General features: G+C 42.8%; 16 protein-coding genes. All 16 read right to left on the bottom strand.

The genetic code is table 11. From position 1 onward, the window contains the following. Window positions 1-8: 8 nt before the first annotated feature. The 16 genes from J4E06_RS12420 to J4E06_RS12345 all read right to left on the bottom strand — a co-directional run bounded on the left by J4E06_RS12420 (window position 9) and on the right by J4E06_RS12345 (window position 16,511). Window positions 9-431 carry a hypothetical protein gene (locus tag J4E06_RS12420; RefSeq protein ID WP_349524257.1) on the bottom strand — a complete coding sequence of 141 codons (423 nt, stop codon included), beginning with the start codon at window positions 429-431 and terminating at the stop codon, window positions 9-11. 22 nt (window positions 432-453) lie between these two features. Next, window positions 454-747 carry a hypothetical protein gene (locus J4E06_RS12415; RefSeq protein ID WP_349524256.1) on the bottom strand — a complete coding sequence of 98 codons (294 nt, stop codon included), beginning with the start codon at window positions 745-747 and terminating at the stop codon, window positions 454-456. 93 nt (window positions 748-840) lie between these two features. Next, window positions 841-1,683, bottom strand: coding sequence for an NmrA family NAD(P)-binding protein (locus J4E06_RS12410; RefSeq protein ID WP_349524255.1), 843 nt, complete (start codon window positions 1,681-1,683; stop codon window positions 841-843). A 12-nt stretch (window positions 1,684-1,695) separates the two neighbouring features. After that, window positions 1,696-2,097, bottom strand: a complete 402-nt coding sequence (locus J4E06_RS12405; RefSeq protein WP_349524254.1) for a DUF5367 family protein — start codon at window positions 2,095-2,097, stop codon at window positions 1,696-1,698. Window positions 2,098-2,117: 20 nt separating this feature from the next. After that, entirely contained in the window at window positions 2,118-2,618 is a 501-nt protein-coding gene (locus J4E06_RS12400) for an anthrone oxygenase family protein (RefSeq protein WP_349524253.1), read from the bottom strand. Between the two features lie 103 nt (window positions 2,619-2,721). After that, window positions 2,722-3,711 carry an AraC family transcriptional regulator gene (locus J4E06_RS12395; protein WP_349524252.1) on the bottom strand — a complete coding sequence of 330 codons (990 nt, stop codon included), beginning with the start codon at window positions 3,709-3,711 and terminating at the stop codon, window positions 2,722-2,724. Between the two features lie 556 nt (window positions 3,712-4,267). Continuing rightward, entirely contained in the window at window positions 4,268-6,145 is a 1,878-nt protein-coding gene (locus tag J4E06_RS12390; protein ID WP_349524250.1) for a SulP family inorganic anion transporter, read from the bottom strand. A 540-nt stretch (window positions 6,146-6,685) separates the two neighbouring features. Next, complete coding sequence (locus tag J4E06_RS12385) at window positions 6,686-7,978, bottom strand: Glu/Leu/Phe/Val family dehydrogenase (RefSeq protein WP_349524249.1); 1,293 nt, start codon at window positions 7,976-7,978, stop codon at window positions 6,686-6,688. Window positions 7,979-8,208: 230 nt separating this feature from the next. Next, complete coding sequence (locus J4E06_RS12380) at window positions 8,209-8,823, bottom strand: MCP four helix bundle domain-containing protein (RefSeq protein ID WP_349524248.1); 615 nt, start codon at window positions 8,821-8,823, stop codon at window positions 8,209-8,211. Window positions 8,824-9,181: 358 nt separating this feature from the next. Continuing rightward, the gene (locus J4E06_RS12375) at window positions 9,182-10,354 is read right to left on the bottom strand and encodes a Gfo/Idh/MocA family protein (RefSeq protein WP_349524247.1); all 1,173 of its coding nucleotides are present in this window, start codon (window positions 10,352-10,354) and stop codon (window positions 9,182-9,184) included. A gap of 6 nt (window positions 10,355-10,360) precedes the next feature. Further along, on the bottom strand, window positions 10,361-11,689 hold the full coding sequence (locus J4E06_RS12370) for a Gfo/Idh/MocA family oxidoreductase (RefSeq protein WP_349524246.1): 1,329 nt from the start codon (window positions 11,687-11,689) through the stop codon (window positions 10,361-10,363). Between the two features lie 3 nt (window positions 11,690-11,692). Then, the gene (locus J4E06_RS12365) at window positions 11,693-13,057 is read right to left on the bottom strand and encodes a 3-keto-disaccharide hydrolase (RefSeq protein WP_349524245.1); all 1,365 of its coding nucleotides are present in this window, start codon (window positions 13,055-13,057) and stop codon (window positions 11,693-11,695) included. A 40-nt stretch (window positions 13,058-13,097) separates the two neighbouring features. Next, window positions 13,098-14,393 carry a TRAP transporter large permease gene (locus J4E06_RS12360; RefSeq protein ID WP_349524244.1) on the bottom strand — a complete coding sequence of 432 codons (1,296 nt, stop codon included), beginning with the start codon at window positions 14,391-14,393 and terminating at the stop codon, window positions 13,098-13,100. 5 nt (window positions 14,394-14,398) lie between these two features. Further along, a complete protein-coding gene (locus J4E06_RS12355; RefSeq protein WP_349524243.1) occupies window positions 14,399-14,857 on the bottom strand; it encodes a TRAP transporter small permease in 459 nt (152 codons plus the stop codon). Further along, on the bottom strand, window positions 14,857-15,837 hold the full coding sequence (locus tag J4E06_RS12350; RefSeq protein WP_349524242.1) for a TRAP transporter substrate-binding protein: 981 nt from the start codon (window positions 15,835-15,837) through the stop codon (window positions 14,857-14,859). The genes J4E06_RS12355 and J4E06_RS12350 overlap by 1 nt, the downstream gene beginning before the upstream one ends. Next, window positions 15,837-16,511: a bifunctional 4-hydroxy-2-oxoglutarate aldolase/2-dehydro-3-deoxy-phosphogluconate aldolase gene (locus J4E06_RS12345; protein WP_349524241.1), complete on the bottom strand. Its 675-nt coding sequence runs from the start codon at window positions 16,509-16,511 to the stop codon at window positions 15,837-15,839. Before J4E06_RS12345 ends, J4E06_RS12350 begins: the two co-directional genes overlap by 1 nt. Between the last annotated feature and the right edge of the window lie 287 nt (window positions 16,512-16,798).

The raw sequence follows: 16,798 nt of genomic DNA, 5'->3' as shown, positions 1-16,798 counted from the left end.
TCAAGTCTTTATAGCCTGTTATTTTCGCTGAGTTTTTTACCATTAATATGAGTCTTTAAATAAAAAAGTAGTATTAACAGTAGAAAAGCCAAACCAAACCCCACAACACCGATATTGATGCCTAGAATGGTTTTTTCACTTCCATCTAAATATTTCATTGAGCCACCATATAAATTTTGCAAAGAGTAAGCCAATAGAAAGCCTCCAGTTACCAACATACTCAATAGTGCGCTTAACCGAAACTCCTTTTTAACCCACACCAACCAAAGACAAAGTATACCAATTGACGAGTTGGTTATGAGTTGCCACACTTCATGAATTTTTGCATGGGGTGTCCAATCTGGATTGAATACATGGGTATCGTTGATTTCCAAAAATGGGACAGCAATGGCATACAGCACAATACTGAAGGTAATTATGGTTTTCTTCATTTTAGTAGTCTTTTCATAGTGCCTATTCGACTTTATATAGATTCGCTGTCGCTCCTTTTAAATCTGCATCGGGCAAAAACTGATCTGAAATAGTCAAAATCGCATGCAAGTTGTCCCGTAAACGATCCAACTTAATCTCTTCGGGGTTTATAGAAGTTTGTAAAAGATGAAGGGCCATATCGGCAAGAAGCAAACGCTGTTTTTCCAACCAGGCTTCATCATTTTTTTGGGCAGGGTGCTGTAAATAGGCAGTTTCTATTTGATTGTGCAGCTCCCAGCTAACTTTTATCATTGCAATTCGTTCCTCTTTGGTCATAAATTTGTGTTTAGCACGTACCAAACTAGTTTGGTACTTGCGTGATTAATTCCAACGGTTAAGTCGAGTTGCTATTTTAAACATTACCCTCACTTAAACGGTATGTGAGAGGTCTTGGTTCCAAACCCCGGTAGCCACTGTTTTCTCCACATAGGTATTGAAGTCGGTAGCAGGCCGCCCCAAAACCTTTTCAACATCATGGGATATTTCTTGATTGTCCGGATTACCCAGTACTTCTTGGAACAAGTATCCGAAGAGCCAAACATAGGAGTCGGGCAATCCAGCCTGCTTCATTCCCGCTTTAAACTCCTCAATGGTGATGGGATGAAAATGGATGTCCTTTCCAATCCCTGCGGCCATGGCCTCCACAGCCTCCCCAAAGGTCATTTTTCGGGGTCCGGTCACGGTAATGGTCTGTCCGTTGTAGCGATCATCCACTAACACTTTGGCCACTACATCCGCAATGTCGTCGGCATCTACAAAGGGAATCTCTGCCTCTGGCATCGGCAGGGCTACTTGCCCATTCAATACAAATTCCAAAAAAGCGCCCTCACTAAAGTTTTGATTGAACCATGAGGCTCGAACCAAGGTGTAGTTTAACCCTGAGTTTGCGACAATGTCCTCGCAAGCCTCGGCCTCGGTTTCTCCTTTACCTGATAGCAAGACCACTTTTTCTAAGCCTGCTTGCAACGCTTTTTCAGTCAATGTTGTTATAGCGTCTCTTGATCCTGGTACAGCTAAATCTGGATAATAGACAATATAGGCCCTGTCCATATCTTTTAATGCCGCATCATAGGTCTCGGGATTTTCCCAATTAAAAGCAGGAGAAGTATTTCTACCCACAATACGTACATTGTGTCCTTCTTGAATTAAGTTTTCTGCCACTCGGCGGCCTGTTTTTCCGGTGCCTCCGATAACTAAAATGTTTTGTTTCATGATATTTGTTTTTTAAATAGTTTGATTTTGTTTCTTAGCACCTGTTTTGATATACCAATACATGACTGTAATTGCTAAAATTTCGAAACCAATAAGCCAGAACCCTAAGTCTGTAAAAAATTGATAATAGGAACCGCCATTGGGGATTATAAAAACAGGAACTGTAATTAAGGCATCTAAAGCTGTTGCGGTTAGAAAGAAAGTTTGGCCTACCCAATACCCATGTGTCTTCGCATCTTTTTTGTAATACTGTTTTGCTCCAAACCAGACCAATGGTATCACGGCAGTAAAAAGCAGCATATTTGCTTGTTGTTGTGCATCTTCTAAAATCGAGATATAAAAAGAGAGATTGTAAACACTAACCCCTACAATCCAGATTAAAATACCTATTCCAATAGCTCTTACATGATTCATGACTGTTCGTTTTTTGATTGTTATTTTTTGATTTGTGTAAAGACCGTTATCACTGCAAGTAAAAAGGATCCTATTGCGCAAAATGTACGGATGACATGTAACCGGTTCCATTGGGTTTCGTAGTAGCTCCTAAACGTTTTGAGTTTTTCCAAACCAAGTGCGGAGAGGTCCATGGCCTCCAACTCGTTGTTCAAAGGAACATTCCCCATGCCTGTTACCCCTAGGGTACCAAAAAGATATAGCAAGGATGACACCAACAGTAAGCCAAAAGCCAGCTTATCCGTTCGAATATGATAGCTGGTAGCTGCTCCCAGAGCGACAATACTTCCAAAGAAAACAAGGAAAAATAAGGGGTTGAGTATGGCCCTGTTGATGGATTGCATGGTTTCCAAGTAAGACATGTCGGATATTTTCTGCGTTCCAGGAATTACCGATACGGACCAGGCATAAAATAAACCCGCCGATAACCCGGTCAATGCGACCGAAGCAAATAAGGTTACTGTTTTAATAGAAACATCCATGATACACCTGTTTTTGATTTCTGGTGTAAAATTGGGATGATTAGGTCTGCCATGCTTGACCCTTTTTGCCAATCTTTTGACATTTTAGGCCAAACAGGCTGTTTTACTGTTGGTTACGAAATTCGATAGGTGTTTGATCCGTCCATCTTCTAAAAGCCCGGTTAAATGCGCTCTGTTCGGAAAAGCCAGTTTCAAAGGCGATTTCGGCAATACTTCGTGAGGTGTTTTTTAATAGGTCTATGGCAATACTTTCCTGTGCTTTTTGAATTAAATCCCTAAAGGACACCCCATTTTCCGCAAGTCGACGGGCCAAGGTCCTATTGCTCATCCCCATAAGACCAGCAATATGATGGATACTTGGGATACCACTGGGGAGGGCATCAATTATCAAATTTTCACAATCCCTTGCAATTCTATTGGCACTGATTTCCAACCCTTTCGTTTCTTCCTCCACACGTTCCACCAAAAAACGGTTGATGCTCACATCGGCCTTTGCAGTTCGCATTTCCAGATCAGTCGTAGTGTAAGTAATCGAGTAATCCTGCTGGTTGAAATGTATGGGACAATTAAATGCGCTCTCGTGACCACTGATATCCGAGGGGGCACTATGCTTAAAACTAACTTGGACAGGAGAAATATTGGACTCCGTCATTGCTCGAAGCACCACAACCGTTGCCGAAAGAGTGGCTTCGTTGGACAATTCCAACCCTCTTCGATGTGGTTCCCTTAATAGATGTATCACAGAAAAGGGATTTCCCTTCTCCACCCTAAACACATAGGTATTGGAAAGCATCTTAAAATAGCGTTCAGACCGTTCAAAAATTTCCCCAACATAAGAACAAGTCCGCCAAGAAAGACCCAAAACCCCATAATCCTCAATTTTCATTTGCTGCCCTACTCTTACGGAAAAACCAGGGCCCAACATATCGTCCAAGCGTTCGTGGAGCTCAAAGAATTCCTCGGCCGGAACCGCTTTCAAACTATTTAGATCTTTGTAGGGTGTTTTTAACGAATTGAAATACGCCATATCCATACCCTCTTTTAGGGCACAATCCATCATTTTACGATATAGGCTTACAGCAGTGTATTTCATGAAAGTCGAGATTTTGAAAGTCAAGTCGTTTTATGTGACAATCATTGCCGAGCATTTCCAAACGAATGGTTGCCCGAAAATACCCTCCACATAATCTCTATGAAAATCAAAAAAAGCTTCTGTAGCCCAAGATAAGCATCTTTGGGATTATAATGCGGTAATGGTGGCGGGACTGAGAATTAGGGTCCAATACTTTTATATCTATAGGTGCAGCCCTCTATGCAGACTACCCTTGTAGAGGTAAGCAGCATATACTCTTTTCAAAACTTATAAGATAGGTGATTGGGTCATTATCGTTTTCCAGACACTACCAGTGGCAACAAAATAAAAATTTCCCGAAGCATGGCTGTTCCTGTAACGGAGTTTAAACAACCTGGCCTGGTCAATAGTAAGCTATTGTAAGGCCTCAACGTCCTGTGCTAAGGTTGCCATGCTTCAAACGGAAATTATGGTTCTATATATACCAAAGTGCAACCTCATCTTTGATGCGTTCCCATTGGCTACTCAATTGGGACGCAATTCCACAAAATTTGTGCTCTAGTAAATATAAAACCTTCTATTGTTCACCTTTAGCAATTCCTTTATGCTGCTTTTTAATATAAGAGGTACATTCCTCGAAAGTTTCAAATATTTGATCCTCGGGAATCAGGGAAGGAATCAATTCAACCCGCTCCATCATATATTTTGGTTGTTGCAAAACATGAACAAAAAGTACCTTGACACCTGCCTTTTTAAGGTCTATCAAAACATCTTCAAGGGTGTAAAGCCCCGATTGGTCCAGATATTGCATACGATCCATTCTAATTACTACCGTTGAAGCCGTTTTAGGAATTTGCTTGGCCAATTGTTGGAACTCACTGGTAACCCCAAAAAACAATGGCCCCTTTAAATGCTTGATGAATACCTCTTTTTTTAGATCTTCTGGAAAATTGACCTCATCTGCCCATCCTTTTTCCTCTTCCAAGGTTTTAACATCCGATCGTTCGGCAGTAAGGTCTCCCATTTTTTTCATGAACATGAGGGAAGCAATTACCAACCCAATACCTACGGCATAGACCAAGTTCCATGTAGAGGACAGCACCAAAACCACGAACATGATCACTACTTCGGAACTTATCTTGAAAGGTCCAAACTTGGTATCCCTGGGCAAATGAGGTATAGCTTTCAATCCTTTGTAATCAATTACACCGATACCTACGGTGACCAAAATACCGGCAAGTACTGCTGCGGGAATTTTGGATGCAATTGGTCCCAAGACCAACAATACGATCAGCAAAAGTATCCCTGCGACCATTCCCGACAACCTCGTTTTTCCACCTGCATTTATATTGACCACGGTACGAATAGTTGCTCCTGCACCGGGCAACCCTCCAAAAATAGCGGCAATACTGTTTCCTATTCCCTGTCCCATCAATTCTTTATTGGGTTTATGCTGGGTCTTTGTCATATTATCGGCAACCACGGATGTCAATAAGGAATCAATGGCTCCTAATAGTGCCAAGGTAAAGGCGGTAAAAATATAGGGGGTAAGGGATGTTAGCTCAAATTCAGTGAAAATATCCAAGTTGGGTACTGGAAAACCACTCGGTATTTGTTGAATGGGCCTGTAATCAAGTCCAAATCCGTAGGCTGCCCCAGATACTGCCAATAGGGCGACCAAAGCACTTGGAATGGCAGTGGTAATTCTTTTAAAGCCATAAATTATTATAATAGTGGCAAGGGCAAGGGCCAGTTCCAACCAGTCAATGTGCTGGACCGCCCTTGGAATAACCTTAAAAGTTCCTATGACTCCCGAAGCATCTTTATTGGCCAATGTTTGGGCCTCTTTTAAAATATTCTCTTCCGACACCTCTGCTGCCCGGTCAATGGTTTCCCGAAAATCCTCAAGGACCAAAATTCCTTCTTCTGATTCTTCTTCAAGAATATTTTTTAGGATTACCTCCTCGGCCCTTGGTCTAAATTGATTTACATAGTCCGAATCTTCTTTTGGGTAATATCCAACCGAAGGCAGTATTTGAGTTATAAGAATGATAACTCCAATGGCCGTCATAAATCCAGAAACTACGGGATACGGGATATACCTTATATATTTTCCAACACCTATAAGGCCCAATATAATTTGTAGGAGCCCTGCCAAAAGGAATACCAACAATATGGCCGGCAATGCCTTCTCGAGGTCACCATCGTTAATGGCTACGATACTTGCCACAACAACCATACTCACTGCCGTCATAGGCGCCGTAGGCCCTGAGATTTGGGTGTTGGTACCACCAAACAAGGCAGCAAAAAAACTAATGAATATGGCGCCATATAAGCCCGCACTTGGCCCCATACCTGAACTAACACCAAAAGCCAAAGCTAAGGGCAAGGCAACAATGCCAGCAGTAATGCCTCCAAATAAATCTCCTTTAAAATTTGAAAAAAAATTCTTCATAAATGATTTGATTGTTTTTTAGATTCACATATCAGTGGTGGATATCCTTACAACCTATAACAAAAACCAGTAAATACAAAAATTGGCCATTACTTTAGGTGATAGCATTCAAGTAGTTTATAAAGCCTATTAGATAATTACCATACATTGAAAATCATTTGACTTTCAAACTTATGCAAAGTTTTTTATCCTGCATTTTGGCTAAATTGATATCGCTACTGATCAGGGTTTGTTTTTAAGGTTTTCCATTGGGATCAAACATTGCAATTCCTCATTGATCAATTCCATGCTTTCGGTCCAATTGGTTATTTCCAACTTATCCTTCTTACTTATTATCTGACTTACAGATTCATGAAGGTATGGTCTGCCAACTGATTTCAAAACACCATATTATATTTATGGGTTGATTTTCTTGTTCAATTTAATCGATTGTTAATTTCCGGTTTCCCGAAGGAAACTCCCATATCCCATAGTCTCAGTTTTAAAAAGCTTTGGTTTACAACCCCATTTCATTTGGGGCAAACCTTCAATTTTGATCCATTATGGAAATATTCCCCTTTGGACATAAGTTTCCTCGAGGCGCTCAATGGCAATAACAAAGGCTGCGGTTCGCATATCCATCTGTTGTGTCCTTGTTTTGTGCATAACCTTGTTGAACGATTCCCTCATCTTTCTCTCAAGTTTATCCAATACCTCTTCCAATTGCCATATCTCACCATTACGGTTTTGCAACCATTCAAAATAGCTTCCGATAACACCTCCAGAATTACAAAGGATATCCGGAATAATATCAATCCCTCTTTGCAGTAGAATCTCTTCTGCTTTTACGTCGGTAGGGCCATTGGCCCCTTCTGCTATCAAACTGGCCTTAATATGATGGGCATTGTCTACTGTAATCTGGTTGCCCAAGGCAGCAGGGATACAAATGTCACAGTCTAAACCAAAGAACTCAGTATTTTCTATAGGACTTGCCCCTGCAAAGCCCGAAATGCTTCCGTTATTGGCCTTTGCATAATCCAAGAGATCCTCTGGAGAAATGCCCCCATCGTTGTATATACTCCCGTAGGCATCTTGTACTGCCGTGAGAATTGCCCCTTCATTCTTAAGAAAGTAGGCTGCCCAATACCCTACGTTACCAAAGCCCTGCACAATGAATTTTTTATCCTTTAAGACTATATTATTGTGTTCCGCCCAAAACTTTATGGTCAAGAACACCCCATAACCGGTCGCTCGATCCCTTCCCGCGGAACCGCCTGCACCAATAGGTTTCCCAGTGACCACATGTAAGTTTTTTGAACGTTCATTGGGTGATTTGGTGGACATATAAGTATCTAAAATCCAGGCCATGGTCTGTGGGTTGGTATTCACATCTGGCGCAGGGATATCCAGTTCAGGGCCTATATTGTCACCAAGGGCATAGGTAAACCTCCTTGTGATTCGTTGCAGTTCATCCTGAGAATATTTTGTGGGGTCCAATTGTATTCCACCTTTGGCTCCTCCATAGGGCAAACCTGCCAATGAGGTCTTCCATGTCATCCACATGGCCAAGGCCCTCGCAGCGTCTATATCCACAGTAGGATGGTAACGCAGGCCACCTTTATAAGGCCCTAAGGAATTATTGTGCTGTACACGATAGCCAGTAAATATTTTTACTTCCCCATCATCCATGCGAACGGGAAAATGAACAATGAATTCATTATTGGTGACCTCAAGAATCTTTCTTATGTTCTTGTTCAAGTCTATGATGTCCGCGGCATTGTTGAATTGACGCATCACATTGTCCAACATTCCCTGTTTTTTTTGCTTTTTTTTCGATGTTAACGTTGTTGTCATATTATAATTTTTAAGGGCGCTATTTATATCTTCTTCTTATTTTTTTGGATCATTTCATCCGATATTACCACAATCGAGTCGGGGTTTCCTTTCAATTAGTTATAGTATTCATTGCATAGGCTGCTGTGTGTGTTCTATCATTGCTCAAAGAGCAATACGAACTATGCATAAGTTGAGCATAAACTGGGTGCAAATTCATTAATGGGCTATTACTTTTACGTTATTTTTATTTAATGCATGGGATACAAGGTTCTAATAGGTTGGAAAACCAAAATCAAAATGGACACGCCGATAATGATCATGAAACCAATTTCCAAGTTGGACAACATTATATTCACTGTCAGTGTTTTTTCAGAAAGCTGGGTCAGATGTCCGCTTTCTTCAATTTGAATTACCTCAAGGGCATCCAAGGTTTCTTTGGTTTTGTACATGTGGTTCAAAACCGTTGATTTGGATTCCTCTTGATCAATGTTCGACATATTGGCCAATTGATAGGACTCCAATTTGGAGAATTGTTCGCGCAAACGCTTGAGAAAATTAGCTTCTTCCCGAGTCAGTTCAGTCTTTTCAAAATCCTCCAACAACAGTACCGCCCTATCACCCACATCATTTTTTTCTATACTCCCAAGATTCAACACTTTCAATTCTTGTGCGTGAAGAAGATTTCTAAGTTGGTATATATAATCCTGTACAATTACACGATCATCGTGGATCGACGCGATTGATTTTTGAATTGTTGAAAATTGTCTTCGATCCATCAAATTAGCCCCTATTACCAATAAGAAAGCCATAGCGAGAACAAATCCGACCAGTATACGTTGTTTTAATGATAGTTTTGTTCCCATATCTTTATTTTAGTTCATCAGAATCAATTTGCAATTCTAGGTCAGCCAACAGCCATACATGGAACCTGGAATTGTTTGGCAAACTAAAGCGCAAAGGGTATGCCCAGAAAACAAAAAAAAAGATTAATTACGACAAAACCATTGGCTATCAAAGTCTTATAGAATAAAATAAAAAAGATAGAAATTATGGATCGGGTAAGTTTTACCCGGTTGGTTAGAATCTGGCCAGATTAATTTATCTTGACCCGCAGAGTTTTTCGATTGATTTATAAAAAAATGGCTCCATATTTTTGGAGAAATTTATCCCCCAGTAAAGGAATATCAAGTTTTCGTTCCCGTAGTGGAGTCAGGTTGATCTCTACTTTGTATTCACTACAATATTATTACCATACATGGCATCCAATCCCATTTGCACACAAGCTGCGGCCATGGCACCTGTTTTAGCATTGGAAATGGGTAATGTATTGTTTACGATATTGTCCCTAAAATCAATCAAAGCCTGCCTGCTGGGGTCTTCATGGTCAAACTCCAATGGAATCCCCCTGCCTTGGTCCCAATTTAAGGTAGCCCCTGAAACACCATCGACCTCTCCGGTCTCTTTTTGGTAACTTCCCTCGGGATAGTACCAAGCCTTAACATAATCTAAAATATACGTTCCTTTATCCCCCATTACCTTGACCTTGTAATCGCCCATCGCGTTACTGGTAAGACAGGTAAATGATGCCCGTACCCCTTCGGGGTAGCTGTAGATCAGGTGTATATTGTCATAGGTTTCCCTACCGTCTTTCCAGTAATCGATGCCCCCTATGCCCATGACCTTTTCGGGCATGGTATCCATCACCCAATTGGCAAAATCCAACTGGTGCGAACAAAGTTCGGCCAAAAGACCACCTGAATATTCGCGATACATTCGCCAGTTGATCATGCGCTCCCATTTTGGGTCCGGTACAGGACGACGCCAATTACCATTTCGGTTCCATTGACACTCAAAGGCTGTTATCTTGCCAATTTTCCCGTTTTTGATTTCCTCCACGACATGCGAATATAAACGGGAGCTATGGTATTGGTGACCTGCTTGAAATATGTTATTGGATGCATCGGCCGCCGCTACCAATTCCTTGATGCCCTCATATCCCTTTGCCATGGTCTTTTCTCCGTACACATGCTTTCCTGCCTGTAAAGCATCGACAACAATTTTAGAATGTGTACTGAACGGGGTCGCTACCAAAACGGCATCCACATCCTTGTCTTCCAACATTTTTTTGTAGTCAGAATATCCTTTTGCCTTGCCTTCTACTTTTGAAAGCCCCGAGCTAAGCCTAAAGGGAATGATGTCACAACAGGCGACCACCCGCATGTTGGGAATTTGGTTAATGAAAGGAATAAGTCCACCACCACGGTCCCCTGTTCCAATGACCCCAATATTGATGGTTTCATTCGCACTTGATGTACCGTACCCTAGTACCGTTGGAGCATATAGCGCAGCGGAACCGGCCAAACTGCCTTTTACTATAAATTCACGTCGTTTCATGATTGCTTAAAGTTTGGGCTCCCATCCTTTTTCGTAAACCCTTTTCCAGCTTTGCATGGCTTTTTCACTATTCAAGACCTTACCTGTTTGGGTGTCAATCTGGACGGTATGCCCGGCATCGTGGGCCATATTTCCCAAATGGCAGAGCATGGTGGAAACGCTAGCATCCCTTATATCAGAATTTAGGGAATTATCTTTTCGGATAGCATTGAAGAAGTTGGACACATGATCCACATCCAGTCCTCCGATGCCTTGGGTATTGGTAGTGGCACTAAGTTCTTTCTCGAACTCGATTTTGATTGGATTACCGCCAAGATCGTACAGCTTGTAAAAATTTCGACTCAGCTCAATTACCCCTTTGCTTCCATAAATAGTGATTCCCCGTCCAGGTCGCTCCGGTTTCATAATACCGCGGCTGTGGGAGGTCCATGTAATGGATTTATCCCCTGGGAATGTATAGGTCACTTGTTGATTGTCTGGGAATTCCCAGTCATCATCATAAGTGTACTTTCCCCCAAATGCTGTTACTGTTTCGGGCAAGTCCACGCCAAGTGCCCAACGGCAAATATCAATCTCGTGGGTACCGTTGTTATGGATTTCTCCCGTACCCCAATTACGGAACCAGTGCCAGTTATAAGGGTGGATGTTATCCCGATAGTTTTCACGAGGCGCAGGACCTTGCCACATATCCCAGTTTAAGGTCTGGGGTACTTCAATTGCCTTTCCGTGCCCAATGGAACCGCGGTTATTGGAATAGTAGGCCTCTCCTTTGAAAACGTCTCCGATCACACCTTTTTTTATGTCTTCCACTGCCGACATCGAAGTTTTGGCGGAGCGCTGTTGGTTGCCCATCTGAACTTTTTTTCCGTACTTCTTTTGAGCTGCAACCAACAGATCATTTTCATAAGGGTTATGGCTACAGGGCTTCTCCACATAAACGTGCTTACCTGCCTGTAGGCCCATAATGGCCATGGGAGCATGCCAATGTTCAGGTGTGGCAATAAAGATGGCATCCACGTCCTTATCCTCTAAAATCTTACGGAAATCCTTTTCTACCTTCGGTACATATCCTATGCGCTCTTGGCACCAGGCATTGTGTTCTTCCAGAATGGTATCGTCCACATCACAACTGTATAAGATCTTGGCGTTGACATCTTGGTGGATCGCCAATACATGTGCTTTGGCCCGGCTCCTTACACCGATTACCGCACAATTGATATGATCGTTGGCTCCCAGAATTCGGGCATTCGCCCAAGAAGGAAATACTGTAGCGCCCAAGGTAACAGCAGCGGTACCTGTAGTTGTTTTTTTTATGAAATCGCGTCTTGTAGTCATGGTTTACTGCTTTTTAATTGGTTTTATCTTGATGTTTTTAAAACTTACACGATCCCCATGATCCTGTAACAATATGTGGCCTCTATCCACTTCTCCAAAGTTGGGCCATTTTACATACTTGCTTTCGGAGACCAGTTTGCGATATGCTTCACTTTTTCGCTCGTATTCCAAAACTTTTGTGCCATTCAGCCAATGCTCCACATGGTTGTCCTTTGAAATGATATGAGCCGTATTCCATTCCCCAATCGGGTTGATGGGCTTGTTCGTATCCGCTTGAATCAAATCGTACAAAGATGCCACCGTACGGCTGCCTTCATGGTTCCCTAATTTTGCATCCGGATGTCGTTCATCGTCCAAAATTTGATATTCCAATCCAATGGACGAGCCCGGTCCCTTGTTCAAATCCGTGTCCACATAATATTTGATGCCACTGTTGGCACCCTCGGTCAATTTGAAATCCACTTTTAGCTCAAAATCTTCATATAGTTCGGTTGTAACAATATCGCCACCGGCGGCCGATTCTTCACCCCCAGAGGACAACACGGTCAATATACCATCCTTAATTTCCCATCCTTTATCCGGAAAATCATCCAATCGGGCACCGCGCCATCCCACGGTAGTCTCACCGTCCCATAACAATTGCCATCCATTTTTTTCCTCATCAACAGTAAGCTGGTTTTTGGTCACCACTGGGGCCAAGGGCATTTCTTTCCTATATTTTGAAAGATTGTCCGTCAAGATTTTGACATTTTTCCAAGCTATCTCCGTTCCCGCTTTCTGATCTTTGCCAATGCTGTGTACTTGAAGCGCAATAAAGCCGCTTGCTGTTTTGTCATCTATCAAATGGGCCGCTGGCACCCCATTGATCCAGATTTGGATCGTATCTGCGATCGCCTCGATGCGATAGTGGTTCCAATCATTTTGTTTGAAGGCTTTTTGGGCAGCTGGATTATTTTCCAAACTAACGAGCCAACCTCTCCGACCTTCGTCATAGATTCCAGCGCTCCATGCCCTGTCCGATGGGTCTATCTCAATCTGATAGCCGTGCACCCTTCCATTTTGATAATACGGAAAGCTGTTGCTTCGTATTTGGATTCCCGAGTTCATGGTGGAGTCCACTTTATATTCCAGTTCCAAGATAAAATCGTCATACATCTTATCCGTTGTCAAAAAGGAATTGGGCGTATCATGCACCGTGGAACCCACAATCATGTCATCCTTTACCGTATAATTGGCTTCACCGCCTTTTTGGTTCCATCCGTTGAGGGTCCCATCAAATAGGTCGACCCAAGGTGTATCGTCTTTAGGGGCATCTGCACATCCCCAACACAATAGCAATGTCAAGACTCCTAAGTTTAGTTTATTCATTTTATATGTCATTTAATTAAAATTATATTCTACAATTCGATTATAGACCAAAAAGACCTGGCAACCACAAGGTCAACTCTGGAATATACGTAATCAGAAAAAGTGCCAGTATCATGGCCGCGAACAACGGCAACAGGGGTCTTATCACTTTTTCGATGGATGTTTTTGCCACACCCACCCCGACAAAGAGTACTGAGCCCACCGGGGGTGTGCACAGCCCAATGCAAAGGTTCAAGATCATAATGATGCCAAAATGCACTGGGTCTATCCCCAATTTTGTAACAATGGGCAAAAATATCGGGGTAAATATGAGAACGGCCGGGGTAATGTCCATGAAAATGCCCACCATCAACAATATTATGTTTATGATGAGCAGCAGCACTATCTTATTATCAGTAATGGACAAAAGTCCCGAGCTGATGTCCTGCGGGATATGCTCAAAGGAAAGCGCCCACGACATGCTCATGGAGGCCGCTATCAACAGCATGACAACAGCGGTAGTGGCCGAGGCGTTTAAAAAGATGTTGGGCAGTTTTTTGAACGTTATCTGCTTATAGATAAAACCTAATACCAAACTATAAAGCACTGCAATTGCGGAAGCTTCGGTGGCGGTAAACACACCGGCCACGATGCCCCCAATGACCAAAACCAACAGGAACAGGCTTGGTACGGCATCAACAAACGTTTTAAAAACCTGTTTTAATGAGCTTCGTTGTCCTTTGCCGTAGCCTTTCTTCTTGGCCCAGAACATGGCTACCATCATCAAAAGCAACCCGGTAATCAAACCAGGGATATATCCTGCCAAGAAGAGTGCCGCAATGGACGCACCCCCACTTGCCAAGGAATATACGATTAAAACATTGCTCGGAGGAATTACCAATCCAGTGGTGGCAGAAGTAATATTGACCGATACGGAAAACCCCTTGTCATACCCTTCCTTTTCCATTTCAGGGCCTAGAATGCTGCCCATGGCAGATGCCGAGGCCATGGCCGATCCTGCAATGGCACCCATAAACATGGCCGAAATAATATTGATCAGAGCGAGTCCTCCCGGTAAAGCTCCGACCAAGGTTTTGGCAAAGGCTATCAATCGGTGGGCAATTCCCCCATGGTTCATCAATTCTCCGGACAATATAAAAAATGGAATGGCCAAGAGCGCAAAACTATCCAAACCTGTGGCCATTCGTTGGGATATGGTGGCGAATGCAGGCAGCATGGGCAAACTGACCAGTAGAGTCAACATAGACGAAATGGCTATGCTCCACGCTACAGGAGTGCCAATGGCCAAGAGACCGATAAAACTGATGATCAAAACAAGTAAGGGTATATATTCCATAAGGCTTAATCCGTTATTATATCCACGACTTTATTGTACACCACAATCAACCCGCTCAAGGGAATCACGATATATACATACGCCAAGGGCAATCCCAATGCCGGCGAAAGCTGTTTGAGTTCATAGGTAGTGTACACCAACCATCCGCCACCTGTTACCATTGCCGCAAGACAAAACAGGATGATAAAACCGGACACCACTCTTTTCAATAGTTTTTGATTTTTGGCACTGGCACGTTTGGCCAATACATCTATGGCCACATGACCGTTTTTTCCAGATACGTAGGCCGTTCCCAATAATCCCAACCAGATCATAAGGAAGCGGGCGAGTTCATCCGTAAAGGCACTTGGTTCCCCTATAACATATCTACTGAACACCTGCCAAAGCACATTGAGCACCATTAAGCTCATTAACAATACTAGCAAGTGCGCCAAAATATTTTCCAATGTCCTTTTGAGTCCCATCAATTTGCCAATGATTTGATTTGTTGTATCATGCTGTTCAACTCTTCGTCCTCTTCGTATGTCCGGTACATTTCCCGTGTCATTTTGATAAACGGTTCCTTATCGGGATACGAAATCTTTACCCCTGCTTCCTGAACTTTTTCTAGTGCTTCGGCTTCCGATATGGCCCACAATTTCCGCTGATGGGCCAAAGATTTTTTTACTGCTTGTTGAACCCATCCCTGTTCCTGCTCCGAAAGGGTACCCCAAAATTGGGTGCCAACGATCAAAACGTCGGGGGAAAATGTATGTTCGTCCAACGAATAATAAGGACATACCTCATAATGCTTGGAAAGGTAAAAACTGGGGGGATTGTTCTCCGCTCCGTCCACCACGCCCTGTTGCAGGGATGTATAGAGTTCTCCCCAAGAAATGGGCGTGGGCGAACCCCCAAGACTTTTGACCATATCTATAGCTGTAACGCTTTCCATTACCCTGATCTTGAGCCCTTTTAGGTCATCTGGGGCAGTTACAGGTGCTTGCTCGGTGTAAAAACTTCGAAACCCGGCATCGTAATAGCCTAGACCCTTCAATCGAAATTGTTCGGCATTGTCCAACAATGCTTGCCCAATAGGACCATCCAGCACCTCAAATGCGTGTTTCCGACTCTCAAAAAGATAGGGGAGCCCCAATATCCTTGTCTTCGGGGCAAAATTCTCCAAAGTGGCAACCGATACCTTGGTCATATCCAGACTGCCCAGTTGAATCAACTCCAGGATTTCACGTTCGGTGCCCAATTGTTGATTGGGATAGATCTCTACACGAAGTCTGCCCTTGGAAACACTGTCAAGATCTTCCCCCATTTTTACCATGGCCCTGTGTACGGAATGGTTGATATCCAAACCATGGGCCAACCTTATGGTCTTTGTGTTACTGGCCTCTTCACAACTAGTGGCAAAAAGCAAAGCACACAAGAAAAAAATGGTGTGAACGTGCTTCATTATTTTTCCCTTCTGATTGTTTCTATCAATTTTAAGGTCTCTGCTACTTTTTTCTGTAGCCCTTCAAAATCTTTACCTTCCAAAATATCCTTGGAAATCAATTTTGAACCCATTCCCACGCAGGTAACTCCAGCATCAAACCAAGCTTTGAGGTTTGATTTTTCTGTGCTTACCCCACCTGTCGGCATAATGCTTGTCCAAGGTTGGGGGCCCTTAATGGCCTTTACAAAACCTGGTCCATAGGTAGACCCCGGAAAGAGCTTGATCAATTCACAACCTAATTCTTCGGCTTTATTTATTTCGGTCAAAGAACCACAGCCCGGCGACCAAAGTACTTTTCTGCGATTACAGACTATGGCGATATCTTCCCTTAAAGATGGAGTTACCACAAAGTTTGCTCCCATTTGCATATACAAAGATGCTGCAGCCGCATCGGTAATAGATCCAACGCCCATGATCATCCCCGGAAGCTCTTTCAGGGAATACTTGTTCAATTCCAAAAAAACCTCAAAGGCAAAATCGCCACGTGCCGTGAACTCCATCAAGCGGGCACCGGCATCATAACAAGCCCTGAGTACCTTTTTTCCCAATTCGATATCGGAATGGTAGAACAACGGGACCATTCCCGTTTTCTGCATCATCCCCACTACTTCCAATCTTGTATATCTTGCCATAATTCTTAATCTGCTACCATGGAACCTAAATCCCTGTTCCATGGGAATTTAACTAAATTAGCTCTAATATTATCGAGCCACCCTCCCGGATGCATCTCCGCTCATTAATTTTTCTACCTCGGCCACTGTCACAAGATTGGCATCTCCTTTTATAGTGTGCTGTGTCGTCCTAAAATAGGTTGACAGTTTTTAAGTATAATTATTTAATAGACCTGTGGAGTTTTCTTCACAGGTTTTTTCATGAATAAAGTTAGGTGTTTTCATCTGAAGACTCAAGTGAGGCCTAT

This window comes from Allomuricauda sp. NFXS6, from assembly GCF_040148835.1.
In the GTDB taxonomy this organism is placed as follows: Bacteria; Bacteroidota; Bacteroidia; order Flavobacteriales; family Flavobacteriaceae; genus Flagellimonas.
The sequence above is the reverse complement of the archived record's forward strand: the minus strand, read 5'-3'. Positions and strand labels throughout refer to the sequence as shown.

Bases quoted from the DNA above. Each gene is read 5' to 3' on its own strand.
- J4E06_RS12405 (WP_349524254.1), bottom strand. From the start codon at position 2,097: ATGAATCATGTAAGAGCTATTGGAATAGGTATTTTAATCTGGATTGTA.
- J4E06_RS12360 (WP_349524244.1), bottom strand. From the start codon at position 14,393: ATGGAATATATACCCTTACTTGTTTTGATCATCAGTTTTATCGGTCTC.
- J4E06_RS12385 (WP_349524249.1), bottom strand. From the start codon at position 7,978: ATGACAACAACGTTAACATCGAAAAAAAAGCAAAAAAAACAGGGAATG.
- J4E06_RS12370 (WP_349524246.1), bottom strand. From the start codon at position 11,689: ATGACTACAAGACGCGATTTCATAAAAAAAACAACTACAGGTACCGCT.
- J4E06_RS12390 (WP_349524250.1), bottom strand. From the start codon at position 6,145: ATGAAGAATTTTTTTTCAAATTTTAAAGGAGATTTATTTGGAGGCATT.
- J4E06_RS12395 (WP_349524252.1), bottom strand. From the start codon at position 3,711: ATGAAATACACTGCTGTAAGCCTATATCGTAAAATGATGGATTGTGCC.
- J4E06_RS12345 (WP_349524241.1), bottom strand. From the start codon at position 16,511: ATGGCAAGATATACAAGATTGGAAGTAGTGGGGATGATGCAGAAAACG.
- J4E06_RS12380 (WP_349524248.1), bottom strand. From the start codon at position 8,823: ATGGGAACAAAACTATCATTAAAACAACGTATACTGGTCGGATTTGTT.
- J4E06_RS12355 (WP_349524243.1), bottom strand. From the start codon at position 14,857: ATGGGACTCAAAAGGACATTGGAAAATATTTTGGCGCACTTGCTAGTA.
- J4E06_RS12410 (WP_349524255.1), bottom strand. From the start codon at position 1,683: ATGAAACAAAACATTTTAGTTATCGGAGGCACCGGAAAAACAGGCCGC.
- J4E06_RS12365 (WP_349524245.1), bottom strand. From the start codon at position 13,057: ATGAATAAACTAAACTTAGGAGTCTTGACATTGCTATTGTGTTGGGGA.
- J4E06_RS12375 (WP_349524247.1), bottom strand. From the start codon at position 10,354: ATGAAACGACGTGAATTTATAGTAAAAGGCAGTTTGGCCGGTTCCGCT.
- J4E06_RS12350 (WP_349524242.1), bottom strand. From the start codon at position 15,837: ATGAAGCACGTTCACACCATTTTTTTCTTGTGTGCTTTGCTTTTTGCC.
- J4E06_RS12415 (WP_349524256.1), bottom strand. From the start codon at position 747: ATGACCAAAGAGGAACGAATTGCAATGATAAAAGTTAGCTGGGAGCTG.
- J4E06_RS12420 (WP_349524257.1), bottom strand. From the start codon at position 431: ATGAAGAAAACCATAATTACCTTCAGTATTGTGCTGTATGCCATTGCT.
- J4E06_RS12400 (WP_349524253.1), bottom strand. From the start codon at position 2,618: ATGGATGTTTCTATTAAAACAGTAACCTTATTTGCTTCGGTCGCATTG.